The sequence below is a fragment of the Frondihabitans australicus genome (assembly GCF_003634555.1).
GTDB lineage: Bacteria > Actinomycetota > Actinomycetes > Actinomycetales > Microbacteriaceae > Frondihabitans > Frondihabitans australicus.
The window spans coordinates 3,456,964-3,471,107 of record NZ_RBKS01000001.1 but is presented as its reverse complement, the minus strand read 5'-3'; the positions used below and the strand labels follow the sequence as shown (position 1 = coordinate 3,471,107).

Annotated in this window: 14 protein-coding genes; 8 read left to right on the top strand and 6 right to left on the bottom strand. The window is 70.7% G+C overall.

Annotated elements, in window-relative coordinates:
• The first annotated feature begins 34 nt into the window (after window positions 1-34).
• Genes C8E83_RS16590 through C8E83_RS16575 form a run of 4 tightly spaced genes read left to right on the top strand, consistent with a single transcriptional unit; the run spans window position 35 to window position 4,770 of the window.
• Window positions 35-1,153, top strand: coding sequence for a carbohydrate ABC transporter permease (locus C8E83_RS16590; RefSeq protein ID WP_121371206.1), 1,119 nt, complete (start codon window positions 35-37; stop codon window positions 1,151-1,153).
• Window positions 1,150-2,064 (top strand): carbohydrate ABC transporter permease, encoded by a 915-nt coding sequence (locus tag C8E83_RS16585; RefSeq protein ID WP_121371204.1) that lies wholly within the window; start codon window positions 1,150-1,152, stop codon window positions 2,062-2,064. Before C8E83_RS16590 ends, C8E83_RS16585 begins: the two co-directional genes overlap by 4 nt.
• Window positions 2,061-2,807, top strand: coding sequence for a Type 1 glutamine amidotransferase-like domain-containing protein (locus tag C8E83_RS16580; RefSeq protein WP_121371202.1), 747 nt, complete (start codon window positions 2,061-2,063; stop codon window positions 2,805-2,807). The genes C8E83_RS16585 and C8E83_RS16580 overlap by 4 nt, the downstream gene beginning before the upstream one ends.
• 55 nt (window positions 2,808-2,862) lie before the next feature.
• A complete protein-coding gene (locus tag C8E83_RS16575) occupies window positions 2,863-4,770 on the top strand; it encodes a glycogen debranching N-terminal domain-containing protein (protein ID WP_121371201.1) in 1,908 nt (635 codons plus the stop codon).
• Between the two features lie 69 nt (window positions 4,771-4,839).
• Here C8E83_RS16575 and C8E83_RS16570 read toward each other — a convergent pair whose 3' ends face one another.
• Complete coding sequence (locus tag C8E83_RS16570) at window positions 4,840-6,009, bottom strand: Ig-like domain-containing protein (RefSeq protein ID WP_121371199.1); 1,170 nt, start codon at window positions 6,007-6,009, stop codon at window positions 4,840-4,842.
• A 129-nt stretch (window positions 6,010-6,138) separates the two neighbouring features.
• The gene (locus tag C8E83_RS16565) at window positions 6,139-7,254 is read right to left on the bottom strand and encodes an NAD(P)-binding domain-containing protein (RefSeq protein WP_121371197.1); all 1,116 of its coding nucleotides are present in this window, start codon (window positions 7,252-7,254) and stop codon (window positions 6,139-6,141) included.
• Between the two features lie 176 nt (window positions 7,255-7,430).
• On the opposite strand from C8E83_RS16565, the gene C8E83_RS16560 reads away from it, so the two are divergent.
• On the top strand, window positions 7,431-7,655 hold the full coding sequence (locus C8E83_RS16560; protein ID WP_121371195.1) for a DUF3073 domain-containing protein: 225 nt from the start codon (window positions 7,431-7,433) through the stop codon (window positions 7,653-7,655).
• Between the two features lie 67 nt (window positions 7,656-7,722).
• On the opposite strand, the gene C8E83_RS16555 is transcribed toward C8E83_RS16560, so the two are convergent.
• Both C8E83_RS16555 and purM read right to left on the bottom strand, forming a co-directional pair.
• Window positions 7,723-7,920 carry a hypothetical protein gene (locus C8E83_RS16555; protein WP_121371193.1) on the bottom strand — a complete coding sequence of 66 codons (198 nt, stop codon included), beginning with the start codon at window positions 7,918-7,920 and terminating at the stop codon, window positions 7,723-7,725.
• A 257-nt stretch (window positions 7,921-8,177) separates the two neighbouring features.
• Window positions 8,178-9,302, bottom strand: a complete 1,125-nt coding sequence (gene purM, locus C8E83_RS16550; RefSeq protein WP_121371191.1) for a phosphoribosylformylglycinamidine cyclo-ligase — start codon at window positions 9,300-9,302, stop codon at window positions 8,178-8,180.
• Between the two features lie 71 nt (window positions 9,303-9,373).
• Between purM and purF the strand changes: the two genes are divergently transcribed.
• The 3 genes from purF to C8E83_RS16535 are packed head-to-tail and all read left to right on the top strand — an operon-like array spanning window position 9,374 to window position 13,264.
• A complete protein-coding gene (purF, locus tag C8E83_RS16545) occupies window positions 9,374-10,837 on the top strand; it encodes an amidophosphoribosyltransferase (protein ID WP_121371190.1) in 1,464 nt (487 codons plus the stop codon).
• A 58-nt stretch (window positions 10,838-10,895) separates the two neighbouring features.
• Window positions 10,896-11,711 (top strand): ABC transporter ATP-binding protein, encoded by an 816-nt coding sequence (locus C8E83_RS16540; RefSeq protein ID WP_121371188.1) that lies wholly within the window; start codon window positions 10,896-10,898, stop codon window positions 11,709-11,711.
• A 17-nt stretch (window positions 11,712-11,728) separates the two neighbouring features.
• The gene (locus C8E83_RS16535; RefSeq protein WP_245981764.1) at window positions 11,729-13,264 is read left to right on the top strand and encodes a transporter; all 1,536 of its coding nucleotides are present in this window, start codon (window positions 11,729-11,731) and stop codon (window positions 13,262-13,264) included.
• 42 nt (window positions 13,265-13,306) lie between these two features.
• Here C8E83_RS16535 and C8E83_RS16530 read toward each other — a convergent pair whose 3' ends face one another.
• Together C8E83_RS16530 and C8E83_RS16525 are read right to left on the bottom strand one after the other, a co-directional pair.
• On the bottom strand, window positions 13,307-13,696 hold the full coding sequence (locus tag C8E83_RS16530; RefSeq protein WP_121371184.1) for a hypothetical protein: 390 nt from the start codon (window positions 13,694-13,696) through the stop codon (window positions 13,307-13,309).
• Between the two features lie 64 nt (window positions 13,697-13,760).
• Complete coding sequence (locus C8E83_RS16525; protein WP_121371182.1) at window positions 13,761-14,144, bottom strand: sterol carrier family protein; 384 nt, start codon at window positions 14,142-14,144, stop codon at window positions 13,761-13,763.

The following is a 14,144-nucleotide window of genomic DNA, read 5'->3' as shown; positions in this document are numbered from 1 at the left end:
CTCCAGTGACCGCGTGGCGAGAGGACGAACGACGATGACGACGGCGCAGACACTCAAGCGGCGGCGCCCACCCCGGCGATCGGGGCTGGCCGGGTGGCTCTTCGTGAGCCCGACGATCGTGATCCTGGGCCTGTTCCTGCTGATCCCCGTGCTCATGGCGCTCTGGGTCAGCTTCTCCGACTGGAACGGCAACGGCTCGCCGTTCTCGTCGGGCGTGCACTTCATCGGTGGGAAGAACTACCAGGGCCTGCTCTCGGGCGGCTCGCTCGCCGAGACGAATTTCGGCACCTCCCTGCGCAACAACGCGTGGTACGTGATCTTCGTCGTACCGATCCAGACGGCCGTCTCGCTCGTCCTCGCCGTCCTGGTCAACCGGGCGGTGCTGCGCGGCCGCGGGTTCTTCCGCACCGCGTTCTACTTCCCGAGCGTCACGAGCTCGGTGGCGATCACCGTGTTGTGGCTGTTCCTCTTCTCGACGACCGGCGCTGTCAACAAGGTCCTGTCGTACCTCGGCCTGCACGGCCCGAACTGGTTCAACGACCCCGACGGCATCATCCACCTGCTGCTGCAGGGCTTCGGCGTGCAGAACGGCCCGGCCCTGCTGACGCAGCACACGGCGCTCGGCGTCTCGTGGTGGGACTGGTTCGCGGGCCCCTCGGTCGCGATGAGCGCGTTCATCCTGCTCGCCATCTTCACCACGAGCGGCACGTTCATGCTGCTGTTCATCGCCGCCCTGCAGAACCTCGGACACGACATCGACGAGGCCGCGATGATGGACGGCGCGAACGGCTGGCAGCGCTTCTGGCGCATCACCCTGCCGCAGCTGCGCCCGACCCTGTTCACGGTGCTCACCCTCGGCCTCATCGGCACCTGGCAGATCTTCGACCAGATCTACACGGGCACGAAGGGCGCCCCGAGCAACACGACCCTCACGCCGGCCTACCTGTCGTACACCTCGGCCTTCGGCAACCAGGCCTGGGGCCAGGGCGCCGCGATCGCCTTCATCCTCTTCGTCGTGATCATCGTCTTCACCTTCGTGCAGCGCATGGTGCTCCGCGAGAGGGGCGTGTCGAAGCGCAGGATCCGCCGATACCAGCCCGACCTCACGCGCGTGAGCCGCGTGAACGTGATCGACGAGAGGCTCGACCGATGACCGCCACCGCACCGCTCAGCGACCGCATCGACGTGGCCGGCGGGACCACCCCGGCTCCTGCGGGCCGTCGTCATCACCGCGGCGCCGCCTTCTGGGCGAGCACCGGAGTGCTCTACCTGGTGCTGATCGCCATCGCGGTGATCTACATCTTCCCGTTCCTCATCAACATCGCCACCGCCTTCAAGACCGAGGCCGACGCGGCGGTCGACCCGCTGTCGCTGATCCCGAAGACGTTCTCGCTCGCGGCGATCCAGACGCTGTTCACGAACAGCGACTTCCCGCTCTGGGTGAAGAACTCGTTCATCGTCGCGGTCTTCGTCACGGCCGGGCGCGTGTTCTTCGACTCGCTGGCCGGGTACGCGCTGGCGCGGATCCCGTTCCGCGGCCGCAGCGTCGTGTTCGCCGCGCTCATCGCGGTGATGGCGGTGCCGAGCGTGGTGCTCATGATCCCGAAGTTCCTCGTCCTCAACCAGCTCGGCATGTACGACTCGTACGCGGGCATGATCGTTCCGCTGCTCGTCGACGCGGCCGGGGTCTTCATCATGAAGAACTTCTTCGAGTCGATCCCGGCCTCGGTGGAGGAGCAGGCGTCGATCGACGGCGCCGGCACCTTCCGGATCTTCTGGTCGATCGTGCTGCCGATGGCGCGACCCGCCCTGATCACGATCATCATCCTGTCGTTCCAGGGCTCGTGGAACGAGCTGAGCCAGTTCATCATCTCGACGCAGAACCCGGCGCTGACCACGCTCACCAAGGGCGTCGCGAACCTGGCGTCCGGCTCGCTCAGCGCCGGCACGCAGTACCCGCTTAAGCTCGCGGCGGGCGCGATCATGACCATCCCGGTCGCCGTGATGTTCTTCGTGTTCCAGCGCCACATCATGAACTCGTCCGACGGGGCGGTGAAGGAGTGACGGCGAGCGCGCCCACGATCCTGGCGACCTGCGGCGGGCTGAACCCCGGCGAGTGGACCGACGCCGTCTACGGGCCGCTCGTGCTCGAGGCGATCCGACTGGCCGAGGTGCCGGCCGGGCGCACCCCGCACGTCCTGCACGTCAACACCGCCGGCGGCGACCCGCGCTTCGTCGAGGGCACCGAGATCGAGGCGGCACGGGCCGCAGGAGCCCGGGCGAGCCACCTCCGGCTCTTCCCGCACCCCAACGTCCCGTCGCTCGCTGCGGCCGTGAACGCCGCCGACGTGGTGTGGGTCTCCGGCGGCAGCGTCGTCAACCTCCTCGCCGTGTGGCGCGCCCACGGGCTGGACCGGGTGCTCCGCGACGCGTGGCGCCGCGGCGTCGTGCTCGCCGGCGGCTCGGCCGGCGGACTCTGCTGGCACACCGGCGGAGTCACCACGTCGTACGGGCCGACCGCGTCGGCCGTGGCCGACGGCCTCGGCTTCGTGCCCGGCTCGCTCGCCGTCCACTACGACTCCGACCCGTCACGGGCCGTCGCCTACGAGGCGGCGGTGGCGGCGGGCGACCTCGCACCGGGCTACGCGCTCGACGAGGGCACGGGCGTCGTGTACCGCGACGACGGAGACGGCGCCCAGCTCGCAGACGTCGTCTCCGAGCGGACGGACGGGCGGGTGCTGCGGGTCGACGCCGAGAGCGGCCGGGCGGTCGTCACGGCGCTGGAGCCGCGGATCCTGCGCCCGTAGACCCACCACCGCGGCAGACCTTTTTCTTCGACGCTCAGATCAGGAGCTGAACCCCATGACCGACACCCTCACGCCCACGGCGCTCCAGCCGTTCCTCGACGCCGAGACCGTGGTGCTCCGTGCGCCCGCGCAGGCATGGTCGGCGCCCGACGGAAGCATGGGCGCGGCGGCGATCCACGGGGTCTACCTCGGCGACCTCCGCATTCTCGCCGACCTCTCCCTCACCGTCGACGGTGCCGAGCCCGAGCCGATCGCGACCGTGCCGATCGGCGCCTCGACGGTGCGGTTCGAGTCGCTCCTGCGGGGCCTCGACGACGCGGGAGCCGACCCCGACGTCCGGGCGAGCGTGCTGCGCGTCGCCTCGACGATCGGGATCCACGAGCGCCTGACCCTGACCTCGCGCCTCGACCGCGAGATCGGCTGCGAGGTGTCGATGAGCCTGCGCGCCGACGCGACCACCATGGAGCTGGTCAAGGCCGGCCTCGCGACCTCCGCGCCGGTCGACGTGTCGCTGCGCGACGGGCTCTGCGAGTGGGGGACGAGCGACGCCGCCGTCACCCTTCACACGCACAGCGCGCGGGCGACCGTCGACGGAGCCGACATCACGCTGACCTGGGACGTCGCGATCCCCGCACGCGGATCGGCGACCGTCGGATTCGACCTCACCGCGACGTCCGAGGCGGCCGTGGTCGAGGGGGTGAAGGCCCCTGCGCGGTGGCGTGCCCTGGATCCTGCGCCCTCCGACGACCGGCTCGCCCGCTGGCTGGCGCGCGCGCTCGACGACCTCGAGGCGCTCCGGCTCACGACCGTCGACGCGCCCGACGACGTCTTCCTCGCCGCGGGTGCGCCGTGGTTCTTCACCCTGTTCGGGCGTGATTCGCTCTGGGCGGCGCGGTTCCTGCTGCCGGTCGACGACGGCCTCCTCGTGGCGCGGGGCACGCTGAACGTCCTCGCGGGTCTGCAGGGAACGGCGTCGGTGGCCGAGACCGCCGAGCAGCCGGGCAAGATCATGCACGAGCTGCGGTCGCAGACGCTCACCCTGCCCGGCGAGGGCATCAGCCTGCCGCCGCTCTACTTCGGCACCGTCGACGCCACGGCGCTCTGGGTGTGCCTGCTCGACGAGGCGTGGCGGGCGGGGCTCGCCGACGACGAGGTCCGCCGGCTCCTGCCGCACCTGCGCGCAGCGCTCGCGTGGATGCGCGACTACGGCGACAGTGACGGCGACGGCCTGCTCGAGTACGTCGACGAGACCGGCCACGGCCTGTCGAACCAGGGCTGGAAGGACTCCGGCGACAGCGTGCAGTGGCGCGATGGCACGCTCGCCGAGGGGCCGATCGCCCTCGTCGAGGTGCAGGCGTACGCCTACCAGGCGGCGGTCGCCGGCGCTGCCCTGCTCGACCGCTTCGAGGGGCAGGGCGCAGGAGCCGAGTGGCTCACCTGGGCGGCCCGCCTCCGGTCGCGGTTCCACGAGAGCTTCTGGCTCCACGACGCCGCCGGGCCCTACCTCGCCATCGCCCTCGACGCTCGCAAGAGACCCGTCGACACGGTGACGAGCAACCTCGGCCACGTGCTCGGCACCGGCATTCTCGACGCCGCGCAGGCGGCGTCGATCGCCTCCCGACTCGTGGCGCCGGACATGGCGTCGGGATTCGGGTTGCGGACGATGTCGACCGGGTCGGCGGGCTACTGGCCGCTGAGCTATCACGGCGGCAGTGTGTGGACCCACGACACCGCGATCGCCGTGCAGGGGCTGGCACTCGAGGGCTTGCACGAGGCCGCCGCGGCGCTGGCCGAGGGGCTCCTCGCCGCTGCGCCCGCCTTCGACTACCGCATGCCCGAGCTGCACTCGGGCGACGACGCCCGCGAGCTTCCCCGGCCCGTGCCCTACCCGGCGGCCTGCCGGCCGCAGGCGTGGTCGGCGGCGGCGGCGGTCGCCGTCTGGAGCGCACTGCACCGCGAATGAGCGAGTGCGCCGACGACGGTCCGCGGGTGACGCGCGCCGATCGTGGCACACGTCACCCCGTTCCGCCCGTCAGAAGGTGACGGTCGCTTCGCCGACGAACTTCCCATTCAGCGTCTGCGTCAGCGCGAGCGTGCGCCCGGAGACCAACCGCGGGTCGAGGGTGCGCGTGAAGTCGCCGCGCTCGACCTGCGCGATCACCGCCGCCCCGTCGGCGTCGCGGACGACGGCGCCGTTCGCGTCGGTGAACGAGACCACCGCGCCCGGCTCTCCCCTGCCGGTGATGACGACCTTCTTGGCGGTGTACTTCGTCACCTCGGCGCGAAGCGTGATCGGGATGAGGGCGGAGTTCCTCGCGGACCCCGCGTCGGCGCCGTCGAACCTCGTGACCGCCGTGATGCCGTACTGGCGGTAGTCGCCGCCGGGGATGCGGATCGTCGTGTGCCACGCGTAGTCGTCGACGGGGATCTCGGTCTCGCCGGCGAGGGTCTCGATGGGAACGCCCGACGGGTCGCGCAGCTCGATCGTGGTGCCCTCGGGTGCGGTGCCGGAGAGCGAGATCGTCTGTGAACGGACGTCGACCACGGGTGTGTCGAGGGTGGGCGAGCCATCGAGGTCGACGGTGGTCTCGGCACCGCCGTTCTGCGTGCCGTCGAACCTCTGCACGACGCTCACCCGGTGCGTGCCGAAAGCGAGCCCCTCGGCGACCGTGAACCACGAACCGTCGGCCTTCGCCTTCGTGCGCGCCACGACGACGCCGTCGACGGAGACGACCACGGTCGCACCCGGCTCGGCGTCGTCACCCGCGACGACGACCTCACGATCCCAGGGCAGAGCGATCGCCTGCATCGTCATCGGCAGCCGGATGTCGACGATCGCCGTCAGCGTGATCGAGCGGCCTGCTGCGCCCTGCGACACCGTGATGCTGTGCTCGCCGTGCGGCGCCGTGACGACGGCGCGCCAGGACCCGTCGGCCTTCACGGCGACCGTTGCGCCCGCGTTGAGCGTCGCGCCCGATACGGAGACGACGGCGCCCGGCCGACCGGTTCCGACCACGACGATGCGGCCCGTGGAGTGCTGCACGGAGGCGATTCTGGCGGTGAAGGGCGTCGCGGCCGTGGTCGCGGCGGCCGGCCGGGCGACGGCCGATTGCGGCGACGCTGCCTGCGCGGCACCCGGCACGACGAGGGCCAGGGCGGCGGCCGAGACGACGATCGCAGCGGAGGTACGGCGGATGTGCATGACTTTCTCCGATCCTGCGCCCCACCCCGATGGGAGGCGCTCGACTGGAATATTAGTGAGTCATTCCAGACTGGCAACGTCGTTGCCAACCTTTGCCAGGCGGCGCCGGACGTCAGCGGGTGGAGAGGGTCAGCGGGTGGAGAGCGTGAGGAGCACCTGGCGCGCGATGATGCGACCCGCCCGGTTGGCGCCGATCGTCGACGCCTGTGGTCCGTAGCCGGCGAAGAACAGGCGGTCGTCGGACTTCGACGCGCCGCGTTCGACCACGAGGCCGCCCTGCGCGGTGCGCAGTTTGAGTCCGGCGAGGTGGCGGAGCTCGGCTCGGAATCCGGTGGCCCAGATGATCGCGTCGGCGTGCTCGAAGGATCCGTCGGCGAAGCGCACCCCGGTCTTCTCGATCGAGGTGAAGACGGGGCGGTCGACGAGGACGCCGCGGTCGATGCCCGCCCGGTGACGTCGGCTGATCGGGATGCCCGTGCCGCTGACGATGCTCGGCAGGGCGCGCCCCTCCCTGGCGGCGGCGTCCTGCTCGTCGACCGCCGAGACCCGCATCTCGACACCCAGTTCGGTCTGGTCGACCCAGTCGACCGGCCGCCGGGTGACCCAGACGGTGTGCTTCGCGACCTTCTCGAGTTCGAGCAGGAACCCCACCGCGCTCGTGCCCCCGCCGACCACGACGACGTCCTGCCCCTCGAAGTCCGCGGCGTCGGTGTACTCGGCGGTGGTGATCTGCCTGCCCTCGAAGTCGTCGCGCCCCGGATACCAGGGGCGGAACGGCGAGCCCCACGTGCCCGTCGCATTGACGACGACCTGGGTGACGATCTCGTGCGACTCGCCGCGGGCGTCGAGATAGCGGACGGCGAGGTCGCGCCCGAGGTCGTGCAGCCCTCTGACGTCGACGGGGCGCCGCACCCGGAGCCCGAAGTGTCGCTCGTAGCGGTCGTAGTAGTCGCCGACGACATCCTTGGCCGGAGCCGTCTTGTCGGCCGTGTCGAAGCTGAGACCCAACTCTGACATTCCTGGCAGATCGTTGACACGGTGGGCCGTCCCGAGGCGGAGCGAGCGCCACCGGAACTGCCAGGCGCCGCCCGTCGACGGCCCCCGGTCGAGCAGCACGAAGTCGTCGCCCTGCTTAAGGCCCAGGCGCTGGAGGAAATAGGCCACCGAGAGCCCGGCCTGCCCCGCGCCGATGATCACGACGCGCGTTCTCTCGCTGACGGGAGGGGCCGTCTCGTCGTGAACCATGGCCCCCATTCTGGACGTCGCCGACGGGCGTCGACTGAAGCCGCGCGCGGTGGCACATGCTAAGGTTGCCGTTAGTTTTGCACCATTTACCTGTCGGTCGTTCCCGGGTCGGCGCGCACGTTGCAAGCACGTGCCCCTCAACAGCAACCCGGGCCAGAATCACGAGGGGGTCTCGCATGGGGCGCGGCCGTCAAAAAGCCAAGCACACGAAGGTCGCTCGCGAGCTGAAGTACTTCAGCCCCGAGACGAATTACGGTGCGCTCGAACGAGAGCTGTCGACTCCTCACACCGACGGCGACCAGTACGTCGACAAGTGGGCGGACGACGACGAGGACGAGTACGTAGACACGTACGCCGACCAGTACTCCGACGAAGACCAGCCGACGCACAAAACTGCTTAGCGCGCAGTCGCATCGTCACGCCGCAGGCCGCCTACGGGCGGCCTTCGTCGTTCCGGCCGGCGCCCGACTAGCGGAACGCCGCGACGACCGTCGGCATGAGCGCCACGGCCGCGACGAAGAGCGCGACGGCGGCGGTCCAGGCGGCGGTGCGTCGGCCGCCGGTGATGGCGGTGAAGGGCTCGCGAGCAGGAGCCTCGTCGGGCACCTCGACGGTGCGGACGGTGACCTCGTGGTCGCGGACGGTGATCGTGCGCGTGATCGACATGGGCGGGCTTCCGGGTGGGCCGGCTTCGGGGCCGGGGCTCCTCCTCGTTGAGGGGCCCTCGAATCATAAGCCGCACGTGCCCGTTTTGTCCCGCCTAACGTGGACAGATCTGTTCCCCGGGGTACACGGGTGGCTCCTGCCTCACCCCACGCATCGAGTGTCAACGAACTGCTGATGCGAGGCCACTAGCACCAACAGATTTCTGCCACTCGGCGGAGGAGGCTCAGCCGGCGGAGGAGGTCAGCCGGCGGAGGAGGTCAGCCGGCGTAGGAGCCGACGAGGCGCACGGCGCCGCCGTCGACGCCCTTCGCACCCTGCTCGAAGCCGGTGAGGTCGCGCGTGGACGTCGACACCGTGCCGACCTGCCAGGTGCGGATCCCCTCGCCCGACAGCTGCGCCGAGATCGCAGGAGCCGAGGCCGCCGCCACGACAGCGATCATCCCGATGCCGAGGTTCCAGGTGCCCTCGCTCGATTCGAGCGTCGACCCCGCGATGTCGCTCAGCACGCGGAAGACCGGCAGAGGCGACCACGTCGACCGGTCGACCTCGACCCACGAGCCGACGGGGAGCACCCGGGCGAGGTTCGCCGCGATGCCGCCGCCGGTGACGTGGCTGAGCGAGTGGACGGCTCCTGCGACCTCGGGGTTCTCGAGGACGCGGAGCAGGGGCGACGTGTAGAGGCGCGTGGGCTCGAGGAGCGCCTCGCCGAGCGAGCGGGGGCCGAGGTCGGCGTTCACGTCGGTGTAGTCGAGGTCGGCCGAGCGCAGGATGTGGCGGACGAGCGAGAAGCCGTTGGAGTGCAGCCCCGACGACTCGAGGGCGAGCACGACGTCGCCGTCGCCGACGAGCTGCGGACCGAGCTGCGCGGACGCCTCGACGACGCCGGTCGCGGCACCCGCGACGTCGTAGTCGTCGGGCCCGAGAAGGCCCGGGTGCTCGGCGGTCTCGCCGCCGACGAGGGCGGTGCCGGTCTTGGCGCAGGCGAGCGCGATGCCCTTGACGATGTCGGCGATGCGGGTCGGGACGACCTTGCCGCAGGCGATGTAGTCGGTCATGAAGAGGGGGCGCGCGCCGACCACGACGATGTCGTCGACGACCATGCCGACGAGGTCTTGGCCGATGGTGTCGTGCTTGTCGAGGGCCTGCGCGATCGCGACCTTCGTGCCCACGCCGTCGGTGGAGGTGGCCAGCAGCGGCCGCTCGTACTTCGTGAGGAAGGAGACGTCGTAGAGCCCCGCGAACCCACCGACCCCGCCGAGGACGTTCGAGGTGTGGGTGGCCGACACGGCCGACTTCATCAGCTCGACGGCCAGGTCGCCGGCCGCCGTGTCGACGCCGGCCGCGGCGTAGGAACTGGAGGAGTTCGAGGGGGTGGAGCTCAATTCTTGATCCGATCGCAGGCATGGCAGACTGTGTGGGTAAGCCCAACTCTACGGTCTGGAGCCCCCCGCGCATGTGCGGCATCGTCGGTCTCGTCGCGCACGAGCCAGCCAATCAACTCGTCTACGACGCACTTCTCCTTCTTCAGCACCGGGGTCAGGACTCGACCGGCATCGCCACCGCCGAGGGCAGCATCTTCCACTCGCACAAGACGCGCGGGCAGGTCCGCGAGGCGTTCCGCACGCGCGACATGAGGGCGCTCCTGGGCAACATGGGCCTCGGCCATGTGCGCTACGCGACCAAGGGCGCGGCTTCGAACGAGCAGGAGGCCCAGCCGTTCTACGTGAACGCGCCCTACGGCATCACGCTCATCCACAACGGCAACCTCACGAACACCCGCGAGCTCACCAGCGAGCTGTTCCACATCGACCGCCGCCACCTCAACACGAACAGCGACACCGAGCTGCTCGTCAACGTGCTCGCGCACGAGCTGCAAGAGCAGGTGAACGGCCACGAGCTCGACCCCGAGCAGGTCTTCGCCGCGGTGACCCGCGTGCACGACCGCGTGCAGGGCTCGTACGCCGCGATCGCGATGATCGCCGGGCACGGGCTCCTCGCCTTCCGCGACCCGTTCGGCATCCGCCCGCTGATCATGGGCCGCCGCCCGGCCGAGAACGGCTCGGGTCGCATGGAGTGGATCGTCGCCAGCGAGAGCCTCGTGCTCGAGTCCGCCGGCTACGAGATCGTCCGCGACATCGCGCCCGGCGAGGCCGTCTTCATCGCCCTCGACGGCGAGATGGTCTCGAAGCAGTGCCACGCTGCTCCGCGCCTCGTGCCCTGCTCGTTCGAGTACGTCTACCTCGCCCGGCCCGACTCGGTGATGAACGGCATCTCGGTCTACGACGCCCGCCTGCGCCTGGGCAACCGCCTCGCCGACACCATCGCGAAGTACGCCCCGACCGGCGACATCGACGTGGTCATGCCGATCCCCGACTCGTCGCGCCCGGCCGCGTCGCAGGTCGCCCAGAAGCTCGGCATCGAGTACCGCGAGGGCTTCTACAAGAACCGCTACGTCGGCCGGACCTTCATCATGCCCGGCCAGGCCGAGCGCAAGCGCTCGGTGCGGCAGAAGCTCAACGCGATGGGCACCGAGTTCAAGGGCAAGAACATCCTCATCGTCGACGACTCCATCGTCCGCGGCACGACCTCGCGCGAGATCGTCGAGATGGCTCGGGCAGCAGGAGCCAATAAGGTCACCTTCACGAGCGCCGCCCCGCCCGTCCGGTTCCCCCACGTCTACGGCATCAACATGCCGACGCGGCAGGAGCTCATCGCCCACGACCGCAAGATCCCCGAGATCGCGCAGGTGCTCGGCGCCGACCACCTCATCTACCAGGAGGTCGAGGACATGCGCTCGGCCATCACCGAGGGGTCGAGCGTCACCGACCTCGAGATGAGCTGCTTCACCGGCGACTACGTGACCGGCGACGTGAGCCCCGAGTACCTCTCCTGGGTCGAGGCGACGCAGCTCAGCTGACGCGCACCCCGTTCCGGGGGAAGACTCGCCGGGATCCTTTCCGTAGGCTGAGCGGACCATGCTCGATGCGCCGCCACCCGACCCCGCGACGCGGTTGCCGGCTCCTGCGCCCCTCGGCCGCCCCTCGGCGCTGTCGATCCGCGGCCTCTACAAGCGCTTCGGCGACAAGATCGCCGTCGACGGAATCGACCTCGACGTGCCCGCGGGCTCGTTCTTCGGCCTCGTGGGCCCCAACGGCGCGGGCAAGACGACCACTCTCTCGATGGCGACGGGATTACTGCGGCCCGATGCCGGCCGGCTGAGCATCCTCGGCGTCGACGTGTGGTCGGACCCGACGGCCGCGAAGGCCCTCGTGGGAGTGCTGAGCGACGGCATCGCGCTGTTCGACCGGCTGAGCGGCGAGCAGCTCGTGACGTACCACGGACTCCTCAACGGCATGGACCGCGAGACGGTGGCCCAGCGCACCCGCGATCTGCTCGAGCTGCTGGACATGACGGAGGCGGCCGGCAAGCTCGTCGTCGACTACTCCGCCGGCATGACGAAGAAGATCGCCCTCGCGACCGCCCTCGTGCACGCCCCGCGGCTGCTGGTGCTCGACGAGCCGTTCGAGTCGGTCGACCCGGTCTCGGCCGCGAACATCCGCGACATCCTCCAGGGCTACGTCGAGAACGGCGGCACGGTGATCGTGTCGAGCCACGCGATGGACCTCGTGCAGCGCATGTGCGACCACGTGGCGATCATCGCCGCCGGTCGCGTGCTGGCCGCGGGCACGGTCGACGACGTCCGGCGAGGGCAAGACCTGGAAGACGTCTTCGTCGACCTCGTCGGCGGCCGACACCACAGCCGGGGGCCGTCGTGGTTGCGCACCTTCTGACGCTTCGCCTGCTGGTGATGCGCAACACCATCGCGCGGAGCCCCTGGCAGCTCGTCGCGGTGATCGTCGGCGCCGTGTACGGTTTCGGGATCCTGCTCGCCATCGCCGCCGGAATGGTGATCCTCAACTCGGCCTCGGCGCACTTCATCCGCACGATCGAGGTGCTCGCAGGATCAGCGACTATCGCCGGCTGGGTGGTCGTTCCGCTCCTCACGAGCGGCATCGACTCGACGCTGAGCGTCGCGCGGCTCAAGGTGTTCCCGCTGGCACCCGACCGGCTGCTGGTCGCCCTCGCGGTGTGCGGCATGCTCGGCGTGCCGGGCGCCGTGACCCTGCTGGCCGGGCTCACCACCGCGATCTCCTGGGCGCACCACCCCGGCGCCGCGATCGTCGCACTGTTCACGTCGACGCTCGGCGTGATCACCTGCGTCTGCGCGTCGCGCATGGTCGAGTCGCTCAACACCGGGCTGGCCGCGCATCGGAGGTACCGGGAGATCGGCGGCGTGCTGATCCTGATCCCGCTGCTTCTGCTCGGGCCGATCATCACGGTGCTGAGCCGCGGCCTGACGAATGCCAGCCGCACCCTGCCCGCCGTCGCCAAGGGCCTCTCGTGGTCGCCGCTCGGCGCCGCGTGGTCGGTGCCCGCCGAAGTGTCCACCGGGCACCCGCTGACGGCCCTGGCCAAGCTCGCGATCGCGCTCGCCACCCTCGCCGCAGTGGTCCTCATCTGGCGCAGGAGCCTGGCCATCGCGCTCGTGACGACCCAGCAGCCGGCGTCGAAGACCGTTCAGGCGGGGGCGATCGGGCTCTTCCGCCGCTTCCCGGCGACACCGACCGGGGCGATCGCGGCGCGCTCGCTGACCTACTGGATGCGCGATCCGCGGTACAGCCGGCAGCTGATCCTCATCCCGATCTTCCCGATCCTGCTCTACGTCAACAGCCGGACCACGCACCTCGAGGGCCTGATCGCGGCGTCCGGCCCGATCGTCGCCGTGCTCGTGTCGCTGACGATCTTCGCCGACCTCTCGTACGACTCGACGGCCTTCGCCGCGCACGTGTCGGCGGGCGTGCGCGGCACGGCCGATCGGGCCGGGCGCGTCATCGCCGTCGCCTCGTTCGCGGTGCCGATCGTCATCGGCATCACGATCGGGTCGGTCGCCCTGATGGGCACCTGGGAGGCGCTGCCGGGGGTGCTCGGGCTGTCGCTCGGGATCCTGCTCTCGGGGTTCGGGCTGTCGAGCGTCTCGTCGGCCCGGATCGTCCTGCCGGTCCCGTCGCCCGGCGACAGCCCGTTCGCCGCGAAGACCGGGGCGGGGTTCACCACGGCCGTCACGACGTTCGCGACCTGGGGGCTGCTGGCCCTCCTCTCGCTGCCCGAGATCGTGCTGGCGAGCGTCTCGGGCGCGCTGCAGAGTCTGCCGCTCGGCTGGGTCACGCTCGTCGTCGGTCTCGGCCTCGGTGCGTCCCTGCTCGCGGCCGGCGTGAGGATCGGCGGGCGCGAGCTCGAGGCGCGCGGGCCCGAGCTGCTGGCCCGGCTGCGCGTGCAGCAGTAGCGCTGCTGCCGGTCGAGCTCGTCGCTGCCGGTCGAGCCGCTGCTACCGATCGAGCTCGGGGCGGTCGTCGCTCTCGGGCGCGGGGTCGACGGTCACCCGCTCGGTCTCCACGCGGCGAGCGCGCCGGTTCGAGATCGCGTCGATGACGATCGCGACGAGCGAGCCCACGACGGCGCCGATCGCGATGCCGTAGAGCACGAAGTAGCCGAAGGCCTGGAGGAACGGCGTCGAGTCGTCGTTGCGGCCCGGAGCCACCGAGACGGCGACGAACGTCACCACGATGCCGAGGATGATGCCGCCGAAGATGAAGACGGGGTACTTCGGAGCACGGCGCACCCGCACCTGGTCGACGGCGCGCTCGACCTGCGGCTCGGCCTGCCCGGTGGGGGCGGCGGTGTCGTTCTCGGCAGGCGACTGGGGTGCGTTGCTCACCGGACCATTGTCGCAGGCCGTGGTGCCGGCTCCTGCCGCATCGGGCGTGCCAGCGCCTCGACGGTCACGCCTCCCAGGCGATCGGAAGGTAGGCGCTGATGTCGGCACGGGAGCCCGAGGCGGCCACCAGGGCCTGATCGCGGGCCTCGGCCCAGCTCAGGCGGCCGGCCGCGAGGGCGACGAAGGTGGAGGCGTCGGTCTCGATCACGTTCGGCGGGGTGCCGCGGGTGTGGCTGAGCCCCTCCATGAACTGCACGGCACCGAAGGGGGGCACGCGCACCTCGACCGTGGCACCGGGCTCCCGGTCGCCCAGGAGCTGCAGCAGATACCTCACGGCCGTGGCGATCGTCGGTCGCGGCGCGGCCTCGCCGCCGGCCGAATCCGCCGCGTCGAGCACCGTCCGCACGGCGGCGGCCCCCGCGTGCGCGTCGATTCTCGCCCTGGCCAT